Below are 15,515 nucleotides of genomic sequence, written 5' to 3' on the forward strand. Positions count from 1 at the left end.
AGGAGGCTTAATACAGTTTGAGGCCGTAGCAAATGGGAGCACTCCGAGGTTTTGAATAATTGGCATGAGCAAAGAAGGTGTTGGGTACAATCATTTCTGAATTCATCCCCACTTTAATTTGCCAGAGAGACACATCCATATCCCCGCCTGAGCCTCTATCGTGCCAAATCAGGTCGCCGATTTCTGCTGGTGCTACCAGATCGTTTCTTACGCAGACAACCTCAGACAAAGAAGGTTTTGAATAAGAATTCATTACCACCATTCCGAGTGCTACGTAACCCGCGGGTGGAATGGGTTCCCAAAAAGAAGCATCTTGATCACCACCAGTGCCACTATCTATATAAATTCTTCTATAATCAATGGGATGACGCAAGGCATCGGGGTCTATCGGTTTTACCAGAACCATCTCTGATGTGGGTTTTGAGTAGCCTTGTTTAGCCATATGACCGAGGGAATAAAAACCGGGATTTGTGATGGGCCGCCAGGTAGATAGATCCATATCTGCACCCGTACCATGGTCTGCGTAAATGGGAGAATAGCTATTGGAGAATATGATTTCTAATGCGTTGTTCTTAAATGTATTTTGGGCATTCGATACATGTGGAAGGCAAAAAAGAAAAAGTAAAATTGCCGGGAGTAATTGCTTGATTGAGATGTACATTGTTGTTGATATTAATAGATTGAATACATCAACAAAGGTATCTTGGGTGGGGGTAGGTAGTCATGAGGTGCTGAGAGGATATTACTAGGGCCAAGACCCTAATGATTCAAAAGTTTCCAGGAAAAATTTGATACCTATTTTATATCATTCCGTACATATAGAAAAGCCTAATCCAAGCTACTTATGGAAGAAAACTACCTCGCAAATGCACGCAAACAATTTCTGTATTACAAAACTCTGGGAGATCGCAGTTTTGCTCAGTTGGCCGATGAAGACCTCTTCTGGCAATACAATCCCCAAAGCAATTCTGTAGCCATTACCGTCAACCATATGTGGGGAAATATGCTCTCTCGCTGGACGGATTTTTTGACCTCAGACGGAGAAAAGACCTGGCGCCAACGGGACCTGGAATTTGAAGATGTTATCAAAACACGAGAAGAGCTGGATCAGAAATGGGAAGAAGGATGGGCCTGTTTGTTCAAGGCACTGGACTCTATCAATCCTGATAACTTTCACCAAAAAGTATACATCCGCAACCAGGCTCATACTATCGTCGAAGCCGTAGATCGACAACTGGCCCACTATGCGTATCATGTCGGACAAATCGTTTACATCGGTCGCATGCTCAAAGGCGCTGATTGGCAAAGCCTTTCCATCCCCAAAGGAAAGAGCAAAGACTTCAATAAGAAAAAATTCGCCAAAAAAGATGAGCGTGGACACTTTACCGATGAGTTTGTAGATAAAGAATAATCTGAGATACTGAAAGCCAATGAAGATTTTCTTAATTTTTATACATAGAATTCCTATATATATTTATGTAAGAAACATCTAACATGAAAACTTTCCCTGTTCTTTTGATCAGCCTCCTGTCAATCATTTGTGCCTGTAATCCTTTACCCGAAAAAAAGCTATATCAGTTTTCTCTGGATACTGATTATAAGCTGGAAGGAGATAGCCTGAAAGTTAACATATCCAATATCCTGGCCTGCCCATTGCGCCTCAATGCCTGGAGTAAAGTAGATACGATCGATAAGGTGCTAAGGCAGGATTTTCCTACCATCTTTCCCGCTTTCACTGATAGTTCCTTTAGCTATTATGTTGGGGCTGGGGCTGGGGTTGAGGACTTTGAGATTCGTTTTTCTTCGACTTTTGGGGATACGGCCCAGGAAATAATACCACAAGCATTTGCTTTCCCTTTCCCTAAAGGACAAACGCTCAAAATTATTCAAGGCTATAAAGGAAAATACTCTCACAATTCTGATTACTCGAAATACGCCCTGGATTTCAATCTTTCCGTCGGAGATACCATTACGGCAGTAGCCGATGCCTGGGTGATAGGGATTATAGAAGATTATAAATATGGAGGAAAGGACAGAAAATGGAGACCTTATGCCAACTTTATTACCCTTTATCATCCGGAAAGTCATATCTATACACAGTATGTTCACCTCGATCATAAAGGAAGCCTGGTGGAGCTGGGGAATTTTGTGAGGAAAGGCCAGGCTATTGGGATTTCAGGTCTTACCGGATTTACCAGTGGCCCACATTTGCACTTCAATGCATTGGTTCCTGCTAAAAAAGGAATGAACTCAGTAAAAATTTCCTTTGAAAACGGAATCAAAGGAGAGGATTTGAAGAAGGGAATGAAGGTAAGCCATTAGAAAAATCATAACCTGCTAAACTTCCTGTTCGTAGAGCTAGGAAGAGGACTTTGTCCTCGATTTATTAATTATGCACATCATGAAAACACTGATCTACCTATTTGCCATTCTATTCCTCATTTCCTGTTCCAAAGCCGAGATCCAAATCGAAGAGAGAAGCCGCTTCGGCTCAGAGGCTCAAACGGAATTACTAGGTCCCTTAACTGAAGCTCCCCAAAGCTTTAAGATTGATCTCCGTCAAGCCGCCTTGATCAAAGGAAAAGCAGGCACAAATATATCCATTCCCAAAGGAGCTTTTGTCAATAAAAGGGGAGAAGTAATAACAGAAAATATAGAGATAGAATTGGTAGAAGCCTTTAGCATGAAAGATTTCTTCGCCAATGACCTGTCTAGCCTTTCAGGAGATCGTATCCTTCAATCTGCGGGTATGATTTATATCGATGCACAAGTGAATGGAGAAGCTCTGGCTTTGCAAGAGGATATGAATATAGATGTTGAGATTCCATACAGTGATGGCAAATCAGGCTATCGAATGTTTAGCGGTGTCCGGGATGAGAGAGGCAAGATGGACTGGGAGTTGGAGGAAGATAGTCGAGAAGAATTGATTCCTTTGCCACTCGATAGTCTATACTTAAAAGCCTACAACAAATATCGCTTCAACAGGACGAAAAGAATCCGTGTGTTTGAAGACTCTTTAAATCTAAATGATTCAAAGTTTGCAGGGACTTTTATTGCGACCGAGGCCTTTGAAGATAGATTCTGGATGATCCTGGATCGCTTTAATTATTTGTATGGCTACTGGTATCATCCTGATTATTGGGAGGAATCTACTTCTTATTATGATTTCCAAATTCAAAATGGAGATACGATATATCTTCAGGATTGGTCTTTGCTAAATATATACCTGGATAATTTAGATCAAGAATTGTCTACGGTTGATTCTATGGTTTTTCCGCTTTTGAAGGAAAGGCTGGAGAAAGAGCGCAAAATGTTCTCTAAAATGGAGCGATATGACCAGAACTGGTTTGACTGGAACTACAAGTATATCATGGAATATTTTGAAAACGCCCTTCAGGCTAATCTGGGGAGAGTAGCGGAGTATGATCCACGTGGAGTAGATATGGATGCCGAAAATACAGAATCCTTACTTATCGCTAGTGGCTATACTGAGCAGGAGGCTTATGAACAAATGAGAATACACAGACGAAGAAGTATGATTCTGCAAAACCGGCAAATGAGAATGAGAGTGGAAGGCATGGCGGATTCTACTATGCAGGAATATGAAAAGAACCTGACAAGAGCCTTTAAAATAAATCAACTAGGTTGGGCAAATTGTGACAGATTTTACAATGATCCTCATGCAAAAGAGGTAGAGCTTTATGTAAAGCTGGATCAGGATAACTTCAAAAATAAATTCCTGATTCTAATGCTCCCGAAATTAAATATTGCTATTCCAGCATCAGGTATCAGTGAAAAAGGATATTATTTCTCTTTTGAATCCAATGAAGGAATAAGATTACCCCTTGGGAAAAAAGCAGCTGTCATTGCGATGGATAAAAATACGGATGGGCCTCTATTTGCGATGGAATCTTTTGAGATCGAAGAGGTACATAATTTTGAACTCAAACTGAAACCCGCCTCCTATGATATTATCGAGAAGCGATTGAGTGCGTTAAAGTAAGCCTGAATCCTCTTTTTTGCTTGTTCATTTTACCATTCAGAACAAATACACAACCACTCAGAACATTGAGCTTTCGAAGTTTTCAATTTTTGGAAGTGATTCTGTTATTACTGCAGTTGCACGCATAACAGTAGCAAGAAGGAGGAAGCCGAAAATCCTGTATTAGAGTAGGCGACAGGTATAGGGGCTAGCTATTCCCCAAAAGTAAAGAGGACCCGGACCACATCCATTTTCAACCTCTTACAGCTTTGTAACATACTCAATTTACCTAAGATGAAAAGAAATTATTTATCACTGATTCTGGTCAGTCTTTTTGCAGTTTTTAGCCTGACCACTGCCTGCGAAGATCCCTGCGAAGCTGTAAATTGTTTGAATGGGGGAACCTGCGTTGAAGGCGACTGTAATTGTCCAGAGGGATATAGCGGAGATAATTGTGGAACGGTTGACCTTACTAAAATTCAATTTCTATTGGATCAAGGAACTTCTCCCAAAGCGCTATTCGATGCGGGAGTACCCTTGGATGAATTGTATGGGAAAACCTATGCCGGCGGCTTGATTTTCTTTGTGAATACAGAGCCTGCAAATTATCCATTCTTTACGGGAGAAGGCCTTGTGACTACGCCTACGGATTATGGTAATTTTGATGAATGGGGCTGTTTCATAGAGACAGGAGCAACAGGCAGAGAAGTAGGGCAAGGGAAAAGCAATACAGAAACCATCCTGGCTGCTGCTTGTGGAAGCAGGCCTTCCAAATCAGCCAAAATATGTGATGACCTGGTCCTGGAAGGCTTTGATGACTGGTGGCTTCCTTCTATTGAAGAAGTAAACCTGATTTACAATAACCTTCATCTGAAAGGCCATAGTAATTTTCTCGGCAATATTCGACGCTATCAAAGCTCTACAGAACATGATGCCAACAATTTTGTTTTGCGTTTATTCTGGAAAGATACAATTGTGAATATTAGCAAGATCAGCGGAGACGATATAAGGCCTACGAGATCGTTCTAATATTTTTCCTGAAAGAATAAAGAAAGCCGGGGCAAAATTTTGCCTCGGCTTTTTTTTGTTTACATCCATTTTTTCCCCTGCATCTTTTCAAGAAGGAAATTCATGTCCTCCCTGGAACCCATTGTCACCCTTGCCCATTTGGGTTTAGTGGGCCATCCACCGGTTAGGAGAATTTTATGCTCCCACATCAGGCTTTTATAGGCGTTAAATTTCTCCACATGGAAGTAGACGAAATTGGCAGAACTTTTTAGGTAAGGGATATCCAACTCATCCAGAGATTGGTAGAATTCTACTTTCCGCTTTTCATTGAATATTTTTGATTTTTTTACAAATTCTTCATCCTCAAGTGAGGCCATCGCAGCTGCTACGCTTAGAGAGTTGGGCATATTTCCCGGAAAGCCCAGGGTATATGTTGATTCCATTTCAGCAATAAAATCAGCGGGCCCCAATAAATACCCAATCCTTAGACCGGCCATTCCATATATTTTAGAAAAGGTTCGGGCTACCAGTACATTTTTTCCTTCGGCTATGAGCGGAGCCATCGTATGATCTCTCCAGGAATTCAGGTAATGGATATAGGCTTCATCCAGCAGGACAAAGGCCTTGTCCGAAACTGACCTGCAAAAAGATTTCAATTGCTCCGGATCACAATTCGTTCCTGTGGGATTATTGGGATTGCAAATCGTAAGGAGCTTTGTCTTTGGGCTTAGCCGAGCTGCCATTTCGCCTAAATTCATCCTGAAATCCTCATCGACCTCTACAGCTTTGACATCTGCTCCTATCTTTCGCCCGAAATTCCCTACTACATCAAAGCTGGGACTGGGCACGATGATCTCGCCGCCATGACTCCCAAAATGGGTAGCGACCATAATGAGGGGCTCAAAGGAACCATGGCCCAGCAGTACATTTTCGGCTTTAAGACCTTCCTGCCTGGCGATTAGCTCCTTCAAGGCCAAAAAATCATACTTGTAAAAAGTAGCATATTTGCTTGCTCTCGGGAGAGTCTCTGAAATGATCTCCCTGACTTTTTTGCTGGGACCCAAAGGATTTTCATTAAATAATAGCCGCTTTACCTTTGGATCAGCTGCTTGTTGAATTTCATCAGATGAGATTTCCCCAAAAACATCTATCCCTTCTAAGAAACCCAAGGCGGAAGTAGAGGCGAGCAAGGAAGTCTTAAGCCATTCTCGCCGTTTAATCATTGAATTCATAATCTTTTAGGCCAAAGGGACATAAATCCTGCCCGGCAATCCTATGAATTCATGAATGTTGAAATGAAATAGGGACGAATTTCTACTTTTTTCTAAACTGGGAAGGTGTGAGGCCGGTACTGACTTTAAAGGCTTTATTGAAGGTGCTGAGGTTGTTAAAGCCTGCCTCAAAGGCAATGGCAATCAATTTCTTTGTGGAGTCTTCCTCAATAAGTCGCTTAGCCTCCTCTATTCGATAGGCATTTATGAATTGGGCAAAATTACAATCTCCATAATGATTGACGATATAGGAAATATCTCGTTCCAGGAGGTTCATTTTTTTTGCTAAAAATGAGAGGGAAAGATCTGCATGTGTGTAGAGTTGCTCTGAATCCAGTAAGCTTTTGAGTTGGGCAAAATAACGCCGGCCGGCTTCATCATTTATCCTCGTATTTACAGATTTTGATTTCTTTCGCCCCAAAAATATCGGATAGTGGTTTAGGGCAACGTAAAGCAGGACGAAAATAGAAATGGAGAATGTGAGGGGGCCTAGAAAGTATACAGGAATAATGCTCAAAAATATCAGGGCGTAAACCAGCCACATTACTGTAAGGCTGGTGATAAGGGCTATTAGCCATTGGGTTTCTGTGCTTCTGGGCTTTTGGATTTTTTCTGCTAAAAGAGAAGCAGATAGAAATACATAGATGAAAGACTGGATAAGTATAAATGAGTAAGATATCATCCAGAAACTGCTATCTCCTCCATTGGGGAGAATCGGAGAAAGAAGAAGATAGAGGAGAGAGGGGATAAAGTGAGCAGCTTCTTCTGTTTTTAATTGTTTTTTCTTTTGGAGAAAGCTGCTGACATACAGAAATAGTAATGGCCCTACCGCAAGATTGGCTGCCAGGCCTATATTTTTGATGATGAGGGGAAGTTCGAGATGAATGTAAAAGATGGATTTTGTGATTCTGAGCGACAAGGCAATCAACAGCCAGGCCAGCAATCTATTTTCCAGCTTATTGTTTCTGAGAAGAAATACCCCAAAAAAGGAACTAAGACCTAATCCTATACTGCTTAGAACTGAAGTGATGAGAATGCCTTCCATATCTTAAAGATAAAGAGGATTTATATCTTGCCCTCCTTCATTCGCCTGGAATTTTGTAGGAATTGGCTTTTTGAAATAAATAAAGCCGAGGCAAACCCTTGCCTCGGCTTATTTTTGAATAAGCAGGTATAATTTCCTCCTTTATTCGCCGCCTTCTAATTTGTCAGCCGCATCCTCTGCTGCGTCCTCAACTGCATCGGCAGCATCTTCCGCTACTTCTTCTGCTGTATCAGCAGCGCCTTCTACAGCATCAGTGGCTTTATCTTTCAGATCACTGGCAGCATCTTTGGCTTTGTCAGCCAGATCGCCAGCCATCTCTTTGCCTTTCTCAACTACATCTCCTGCTTTATCGGCAAGATTGCTACCCATTTCTTTTGCCTTTTCTGCAGCATCACCCGCAAGCTCTTTGCCTTTTTCTATAGCTTTATCCGCTTCATCGGCAATGTTTCCCGCAACTACTTTTCCTTTCTCCATTACGTCTCCCGCTACTTCCTGAGTCTTCTCCCAGGTTTCTTCTGCTTTATCGGCCAGTTTGCTTCCTACTTCTTTGCTTTTTTCGTAGAGTTCAGCACTGGTATCTACAACAGATTCAGCTACGTCCTCTGCAACATCTTTTGCTTTTTCGGCTACATCTTCAACAACTTCTGAAGCGCTGCCAAACATTTTTTTGATGGAATTCCAAATACTCATGATGTTCTAGTTATGTGTTTATAATTTCTTTTGTTAAGATTCACTCTCTTGCTTTGGGTCACTTACTAAGTTCAAATTCAGCCATTTGATTCCCGATTCGGACTTCAAACTCTCCTGGCTCCACGATCCATCTATTGTCTCGCCCTACAAATGCGAGTTCACGTATATCGAGTTCAAAATTGACAGTTTTGCTTTCCCCGGCATCTAATTCTATCTTTTCAAAGCTCCTCAATCGCTTTACAGCTGGTGTAATGCTGGCTACCTTATCTGTAATATATAACTGAACTACCTCTTTTCCATAACGTGGGCCTGTATTTTTCACTTCTACTGAAATACTTAATTTCTCTTTCATATTGACTTTAGTTGGGACACTAAGGTTGGAATAGGTGAAAGTGGTATAGCTGAGACCATGTCCAAATTCAAATTGTGGATTGAAGGCATTGGTACTAAAATCTGTTTTGATTTTGTCTGTTCCTTTGTGGTCATAAGTAAGCAGGGTGTTTTCAAAACGAGGATAGGTATAGGGCAATTTTCCAGATGGATTGACATCTCCAAAAAGAATGTCCGCGATCGCTCTGCCTCCTTCATCTCCGGGTAAATAGGCATGTACAATGGCATCTGCCAGATCCGCAATCTCGCTGATGATCCTCGGACGACCTTCTACCAATACCAGTACGATGGGGGTTCTGGTTTTCGAGATAGCTTTCACCAGATCAATCTGGGCTTGCTCTAAACTAAGTTGATCTATGTCTCCGGGTTTTTCATTATAGGGATGCTCGCCAATACAAACTACAGCAACTTTTGCGGATCGAGCTTCTCGCACAGCTGATTTGATGCCCATACGTTTTGTGTCAGGCACACCATTAATGTAGCGCAATGTCCCGCCTTCCAATTCTTCTTTGATGGCACTGACTATCGTCTTCTTTCCGGGGGTATCATATCGGCTATCATTTCCCTGCCAGGTTCTGCTCCATCCTCCATTCATATCTATCATAGAAGCAGCAGTCGGACCAGTTACCAGGGTTCTGTCATTTTTGCTGAGGGGTAATAATCCATTTTCGTTTTTGAGTAGGGTGATGGATTCTGCTGCCACTTGATAGGCGGCTTCGGCATGTTCCGCTGAAGCAAATTTCGGGTATTGATCTTTGGGGGGAATGGCTTGTTCAAACAAACCCAGTTGAAATTTGAGTCTAAGAACCCTTCGGACGGCTTCATCAATTCGACTCATGGGTACTTCTCCTTCTTCTATCAATTCTCTGAGTAAAACTGGGAATTCCAGGTCAACCGGAACCATAGCCATGTCTATACCTGCATTGATCGACATTTTGATGGATTCTTTGTAATCCCTGGATACTCGATGTCTCGTATGCAAAAATGGAAGGTCTTCCCAATCCGAAACAGCAAGTCCGGTATATCCTAGTTCATCTCTTAGAAGATCAGTCAGGATTTTTTTATCTGAATGAACCGGAATTCCGTTCATTTCTCCAGAGCAAATCATGATCGTAGCAGCATTGGCTTCAATCGCTTTTTCAAAGCTGGGCAGGAAATACTCTCGCATTTGCCTCTCGGGTATCCAGGCCTGTGTGCGATCCTTTCCCGTAATAGGCATACTATAACCCAGGAAATGCTTCATAGAAGCTGCAACACTATAGAGATCGCTAATATCCTCTCCCTGATTTCCCATTATACTTGCGGTTCCCATTGCTGAAACGAGATGTACATCTTCTCCAAATCCTTCCCAAATCCGTGACCAGCGAACATCTCTACCTACATCCAGCATGGGAGTAAAATTCCAGGGAATCCCTGAGGCCCTGGTTTCATAAGCCGTAATTCTTCCCATTTTCCTGGCCAAATCCAGGTTCCAGGTAGAAGCTAATCCGATGGGTTGAGGAAAGAGGGTAGAGTTCATAGTGAAATTGGTGCCATGAATAGCATCTATCCCATATAAAACAGGAATCCCCGTTTCTTTTTCTTCCCTTGCTATCCGCTGAATGACTTCCAGTATTTCATGCCAGTGATCTTTTGTATAGGCATGTCCGCTAATATTCAAAATCGAACCGACACGAAGGTCTACCAAAACTTTCCTCAGCTTGGCTGAGTCCAGTTGATGAGGATCTTTCAAAGCATAGGGATCACCCACAGAGATCATATCTATCGCCAATTGGGTCATTTCCCCCACTTTATCGAGGGTATCCATCCTGGCCATAAGCTCCGTGATCTTGCTCTCTATCTGAGGATTAAGGGGAGGATGTAATTCTTTTTTAGGGCCAGTGTCCGATGGTTTGCAGGCAGCCAGGAAATAAAATCCTAGCATAGCGACAACAATGCCCTTGATTATTCGTCTAATAGTCATTTGTAGAAAGTAGTTTCAAATCCGGGCTGAAGTTAGTGAAAAGTAGGGAAGTGTTATAGTGCGGGAGTGTTGTAGAAGGAAGTGATCTTGTATTCAGGTGTCTTCGTGTTCATGTGGATACCTTTTTTAACTACAACACTAAAACACTACAACACCTAAACCCAAGAACACGTGAACACTTAAATATTTTTCCGTAGTTTCGGCCTAAAATTGGAGATAGCCTATGGCACGTATTTTAACAGGCATACAGAGTACCGGAGTTCCCCATTTGGGAAACTTGCTGGGAGCCATTCTTCCGGCAATTGAGTTGGCTAATGATCCGGCCAATGATTCCTTTCTGTTTATGGCAGATATGCATACCCTTACCAGCATCAAGGATGCTTCGGTTATTCGTGAGAACACCTATGCGACTGCTGCTGCCTGGCTTGCTTGTGGACTTGATACGGATCAATCGGTTTTCTATCGTCAGTCTGATATTCCGGAAGTAACTGAACTTACCTGGTATCTAAACTGCTTCATGCCCTATAGTCGTCTGCAATTGGCTCATTCCTTTAAGGATAAGGCTGATCGTATGAAACTGGTTAGTGCTGGCCTTTTTACCTATCCGGTATTGATGGCTGCTGATATCTTATTGTACGATACGGATATAGTACCGGTAGGGAAGGATCAGAAGCAGCATTTGGAGTACACCCGAAACCTGGCACAGGCTATAAATCGAGAATACAAAAAGGATATACTTGTAGTACCTGATGTGCAGATCGATGAAAAGGTCATGGTGATCCCGGGAACGGATGGTCATAAAATGAGTAAGTCTCGTGATAATACCCTGGTGATCTTTATGCCGGATAAAAAATTGCGGAAAAAGGTCATGAAGATTGTTACAGATACCAAGTCAGTCGAAGAACCCAAAGATCCTGATAGCTGCAATGTTTTCAGGCTCTACGAACTCCTGGCGGATGAAGGGCAGATTGAGGAGATGCGCAAAAACTATCTCGCAGGTAATTTTGGCTATGGTACAGCCAAGCAGGCCCTTTTTGAATTGATCATTGAGAAGTTCAAAGATGAAAGAGAGCGCTATAACCATTATATAGAGAACCTGGAAGAGGTAGATAAGAAGCTGGCGGAAGGTGCTGATAAGGCCCGTGAAGTAGCTTTAGGGGTTCTTCAGAGGGTAAGGGAAACATTGGGTTACAAAAAAGAGGTGAAAAACCTATATTTGTAATATATGCATATCTGCGTTGCAGGAAATATCGGAGCTGGAAAAACAACCTTGACCTATTTACTTTCAAAGTACTTTGGCTTTGAATCATTGTTTGAGGAGAATGAGCAGAATCCATACCTCATGGATTTCTACTCTGATATGCAACGTTGGTCCTTCAATTTGCAGGTCTCCTTCCTGCAATCTCGTCTGAAAAAACTCATGCAAATCCGCCGGGATGCCAAGAATGTCATCCAGGATCGGACTATCTATGAGGATGCCCAGATATTTGCGCCAAACCTTCATGCTATGGGCCTGATGTCTACCCGGGACTATGAGACCTATAAAGAACTCTTTGAGACGATTGCAGATCTTGTCCAGCCTCCTGATTTACTTATATACCTGAGGGGGAGTATCCCTCGATTGGTTGAGCAAATTCAGGATAGAGGTAGAAATTATGAGGATGCCATTCGCCTGGACTACCTCAAAAGGTTGAATGAGCGCTATGAAGCCTGGTTTGAAGCCTATAGCTATGGGAAAAAGATCGACGTAGATATTGCAGAACTCAATTTTAGAGACAATCCCGAGCATTTGGGCATCATCATCAATAAGGTGAAAGGTGAGTTGTATGGTTTATTTTCTAAATAATCCATACAAATAATTATTTTTAAATTATTTATTACCAAATATCCAACAAAAATAACCGTTGGTAAGCGCTCGCTTTCAATTGAGCAAAGGGAGAGTGACCTTTAGGGCCCATTATCTATCTCAAGTATATATAATGGAAAAGGTTTAACCCAAAGCTAATGCGATACCTGGCTTATGCAACTACCTTTACCTCATTCTTCTTTTTTTACTTTTTAGCCTTCTCTCAAGATCCTGTTCCTGGTGCCTGCGGCATAGTAGGGCCTAATCTACTCTCAAATGCAGAGTTTGATGCGGGGAATACAGGATTTACCAGTGATTACAATTTTTTTCCCAATAAGATCTGCAACTTTGGAGACTATACCGTCACCTCAGGAGTATTTTATGATCCCATAGATAATTGTTTCGGGGATCCTACCTTCAATCTGCAGACTATTTGGGCCGTTGAGGACAGAAACAGTCCGGGTGTTGGCAATTTTATGATTGTTGATCCCGCTGCTGCCAATGGGGTTACAGACCGCATCTGGGAGCAGGATGTAATTGTTTGTCCCAATACGGAATATGTTTTTTCCATCTTCGCCAAGAACGTCTACTTTCTGGAGGCGGCTTCTTACAGCGGGGTTGATCCTACCTTCAACTTCACCATAAATGGAGTGGAAATTACGGATCTGTATGTGGATGGAGTGTTTACCGGTTCTTCCGTTGTTGACTTACCCCGTCAGGCTCAGGCCGAGGCAGGTGTTTGGAAACAGATATCCGGCAGATGGAGCTCCGGTTCGGCGACAAGTGCTCTTATTACCATGAATAATCTGGTGGGCGTAGAGCAAGGCAATGACCTGGCTATAGATGGTGCCTTTTTCGGAAGATGTGGCAAAGCCAATGAAGTTGAAATTTCTGCTGGTGCTCTTTCTCAATGTGTAGCTGAAGGTACCGTCGAACCTATCACCCTGGTTGCGACACCTGAAACCAATAGTTCAAACTGGGCTTACCATGAATGGTTGAAAAATGGAGTAGTGGCTCAGGCCGACAATTCCAATCCTATTCCTCCATATACACCGGCAGCTAATGGGGATGGAACCTATTTTGCCGACTATGAATTGCGGGTATATGATGATCCATTAGGTCTGACTTGTGCAAGTATTAGTGAAACCCTCAGTTTTCAGGAAGATTGTCAAACCATCTTTCCGGTCGAATGGCTGAGTTTTGAGGCGAAGGTTCAGGGCCAGGGCGTAATGCTGAGCTGGACGACAGGAAGTGAATTGAACAATCAGGGATTTGAAGTAGAAGTTTCTGTAGATGGTCAACTATTTAGAAAAATCGGATGGGTACATGGTTTTGGAAATAGTTCTGAAGCCAAATCCTATAATTTCCTGGCAGATAAGTTGTTGAGAGGTGATAGTTATTTTCGCCTAAAACAAGTGGACTATGACGGAGCTTTCGAGTATAGCTCTACGGTTCAAGCCAGCTTTGTTTCAGATTTGGCCTATACCCTAAGTATAGCTCCCAATCCTATGCAGGAAGTCTCTTATTTCCGCGTGGAGTTGGATCAGGATGTTGAGGATATTCGCATGGATATATTTGACAGCTCTGGCAGAAGAGTAAGGGCATACTATCAGGGACCCTTAGAGGGCCAAAGGCTCTATCAATTTCCTTTCAAAAAGGAAGATTTGTTACCGGGACTGTATTTCCTGAGAATTCAGCACAATCAGTTTATCGGAGCAAAATCCTTCTTGATTAGTAATTAATCTGAGATTCTTCTGAGCAAAGCCACATTCTCGACATGAGCGGTTTGTGGGAACATATCTACGGGCTGTATTTTTAACAGCTCGTAGTTTTCTTTTAATAAGGCTATGTCTCTGGCTTGTGTGGAGGCTTTGCAACTCACATATATGATATGCTCTGGAGCCATCTCCAGGATTCGATTTACGACTTTCGGATCCATGCCAGCTCTCGGAGGATCTGCAATGAGAATCTCTGGCTTGCCGTGCTCCTGGATAAATTCCTGGTTCAGGATCTTTTTCATGTCTCCCGCATAGAAGCTGAATTTATCTTCGAGTTGATTGAGTTTCACATTCTCTTTAGCGTCTTCTATAGCTTCATTCACATATTCAATCCCTACTACCTTTTCTGCATATTCTGATACAAAAATACCGATACTGCCCGTTCCGGAATAGAGGTCATAGAGTAACTTTACTTTTTTCTTTTCGCCCAAACTTTCCACTAAAAACTCCCTAACCACTTCATAAAGAGCTTCTGCTTGTTTAGGATTGGTCTGGAAAAAGGAATTCGCCCGAATTTGGAAAGCATACTTTCCCAGTTTTTCCGTGATATATGATTTCCCTTTCCATACCTGAAAGTCCAAATCTGTATAAGAACTGTTTTTCTTAGGATTGTGGATCCAAAGGAAATCTGTGATCTGCGGAAACTTCTTTTCTAAATGAGTAAATACCGCATCTGCTTTCTGCTCATCTCCATCTGCCAAAATCAGGATCACCATCAATTCTCCTGTAGCGAGGGAAGAACGAAAAACCAGACTCCTCAGACTACCTGTATGTTCTCTATGGTCATAAAATGCGATACTATGTTCACGGGCAAAATCGCGAACCTCATTCCTGATTTCATTTACAATCGGCAATTGTAGCTGGCAGCTTTCGATATTGACGATTTTGTAAAAGACACGGGGTACATGAAAACCTAAGACTCTTTGATCTAAATCTTCAACTGGTCCTTCATCTCCTGTCAACCATTGATCTTTACTAGCGGTAAATTCTAGTTTATTTCGGTAGAAAAGGTCTTTTTCACAGGCCAGTATGGGCAATTTCTCCTGAGGTTCAACCTTCCCAATCCTGATAATGGCATTCTCTACATGCTTTTGTTTGTATTCCAATTGAGCCTCATAGCTCATATGCTGCCATTTGCAACCACCGCAGACCCCAAAATGCTCACAACGAGGACTGATCCGATGCGGGGAAGCTTCGAGGATCTCCTCAATGCGTGCTACCAAAGCCTTTTTTTCTTTGCGAAAAATGTGCGCACGGACTTTATCACCCGGAACGGCCTTTTCGACAAAGACAATTCTTTCCTCATGTTTAGCGATACCTCTTCCATCTACAGCAGTATCAACTACTTCCAGTTCCGTATCGAAAGGTTTTATTCTTCTTCCCATGCCGCAAAAATAAGGAGCCTTTTTTCCCCATCCCAACTCCCGGATTATTTCCTGGATAAGCCAGGCTTAATACAGGAAGAGAAAATTTTCAGAATAAATAAACAAAGAAGGAATTTCCTAAAATGAAATCCTGGCTCTGGCGTTATAGAATTGAATT

13 protein-coding genes are annotated in these 15,515 nt (G+C 42.3%); 7 read left to right on the forward strand and 6 right to left on the reverse strand.

Features of this window, described 5'->3' with window-relative positions; translation table 11 throughout:
- Positions 1–7: 7 nt before the first annotated feature.
- Positions 8–661 (reverse strand): Vps62-related protein, encoded by a 654-nt coding sequence (locus R8P61_05045; GenBank protein MDW3646400.1) that lies wholly within the window; start codon positions 659–661, stop codon positions 8–10.
- A gap of 183 nt (positions 662–844) precedes the next feature.
- Between R8P61_05045 and R8P61_05050 the strand changes: the two genes are divergently transcribed.
- The 4 genes from R8P61_05050 (at position 845) to R8P61_05065 (ending at position 5,011) form a co-directional block, all read left to right on the forward strand.
- Positions 845–1,411 carry a DUF1572 domain-containing protein gene (locus tag R8P61_05050; protein MDW3646401.1) on the forward strand — a complete coding sequence of 189 codons (567 nt, stop codon included), beginning with the start codon at positions 845–847 and terminating at the stop codon, positions 1,409–1,411.
- A gap of 83 nt (positions 1,412–1,494) precedes the next feature.
- Positions 1,495–2,322, forward strand: a complete 828-nt coding sequence (locus R8P61_05055) for a M23 family metallopeptidase (protein MDW3646402.1) — start codon at positions 1,495–1,497, stop codon at positions 2,320–2,322.
- Positions 2,323–2,401: 79 nt separating this feature from the next.
- Positions 2,402–4,003: a hypothetical protein gene (locus tag R8P61_05060; protein ID MDW3646403.1), complete on the forward strand. Its 1,602-nt coding sequence runs from the start codon at positions 2,402–2,404 to the stop codon at positions 4,001–4,003.
- Between the two features lie 273 nt (positions 4,004–4,276).
- On the forward strand, positions 4,277–5,011 hold the full coding sequence (locus tag R8P61_05065; GenBank protein MDW3646404.1) for a calcium-binding EGF-like domain-containing protein: 735 nt from the start codon (positions 4,277–4,279) through the stop codon (positions 5,009–5,011).
- A 59-nt stretch (positions 5,012–5,070) separates the two neighbouring features.
- On the opposite strand, the gene R8P61_05070 is transcribed toward R8P61_05065, so the two are convergent.
- From R8P61_05070 to R8P61_05085, 4 genes are all read right to left on the reverse strand, one after another.
- Complete coding sequence (locus tag R8P61_05070; protein MDW3646405.1) at positions 5,071–6,213, reverse strand: histidinol-phosphate transaminase; 1,143 nt, start codon at positions 6,211–6,213, stop codon at positions 5,071–5,073.
- 91 nt (positions 6,214–6,304) lie between these two features.
- Positions 6,305–7,306 (reverse strand): helix-turn-helix domain-containing protein, encoded by a 1,002-nt coding sequence (locus R8P61_05075; protein MDW3646406.1) that lies wholly within the window; start codon positions 7,304–7,306, stop codon positions 6,305–6,307.
- A 141-nt stretch (positions 7,307–7,447) separates the two neighbouring features.
- The gene (locus R8P61_05080; protein MDW3646407.1) at positions 7,448–7,996 is read right to left on the reverse strand and encodes a hypothetical protein; all 549 of its coding nucleotides are present in this window, start codon (positions 7,994–7,996) and stop codon (positions 7,448–7,450) included.
- Between the two features lie 58 nt (positions 7,997–8,054).
- On the reverse strand, positions 8,055–10,349 hold the full coding sequence (locus R8P61_05085; protein MDW3646408.1) for a glycoside hydrolase family 3 N-terminal domain-containing protein: 2,295 nt from the start codon (positions 10,347–10,349) through the stop codon (positions 8,055–8,057).
- A gap of 223 nt (positions 10,350–10,572) precedes the next feature.
- Between R8P61_05085 and trpS the strand changes: the two genes are divergently transcribed.
- From trpS to R8P61_05100, 3 genes are all read left to right on the forward strand, one after another.
- On the forward strand, positions 10,573–11,571 hold the full coding sequence (gene trpS / locus R8P61_05090; protein MDW3646409.1) for a tryptophan--tRNA ligase: 999 nt from the start codon (positions 10,573–10,575) through the stop codon (positions 11,569–11,571).
- Positions 11,572–11,574: 3 nt separating this feature from the next.
- A complete protein-coding gene (locus R8P61_05095; protein MDW3646410.1) occupies positions 11,575–12,195 on the forward strand; it encodes a deoxynucleoside kinase in 621 nt (206 codons plus the stop codon).
- A gap of 158 nt (positions 12,196–12,353) precedes the next feature.
- Positions 12,354–13,937, forward strand: coding sequence for a T9SS type A sorting domain-containing protein (locus R8P61_05100; GenBank protein MDW3646411.1), 1,584 nt, complete (start codon positions 12,354–12,356; stop codon positions 13,935–13,937).
- On the opposite strand, the gene rlmD is transcribed toward R8P61_05100, so the two are convergent.
- Positions 13,934–15,358: a 23S rRNA (uracil(1939)-C(5))-methyltransferase RlmD gene (rlmD, locus tag R8P61_05105; protein MDW3646412.1), complete on the reverse strand. Its 1,425-nt coding sequence runs from the start codon at positions 15,356–15,358 to the stop codon at positions 13,934–13,936. The two genes, R8P61_05100 and rlmD, sit on opposite strands and share 4 nt — an antisense overlap.
- Between the last annotated feature and the right edge of the window lie 157 nt (positions 15,359–15,515).

Source organism: Bacteroidia bacterium (assembly GCA_033391075.1).
Taxonomy (GTDB): Bacteria; Bacteroidota; Bacteroidia; order J057; family J057; genus JAWPMV01.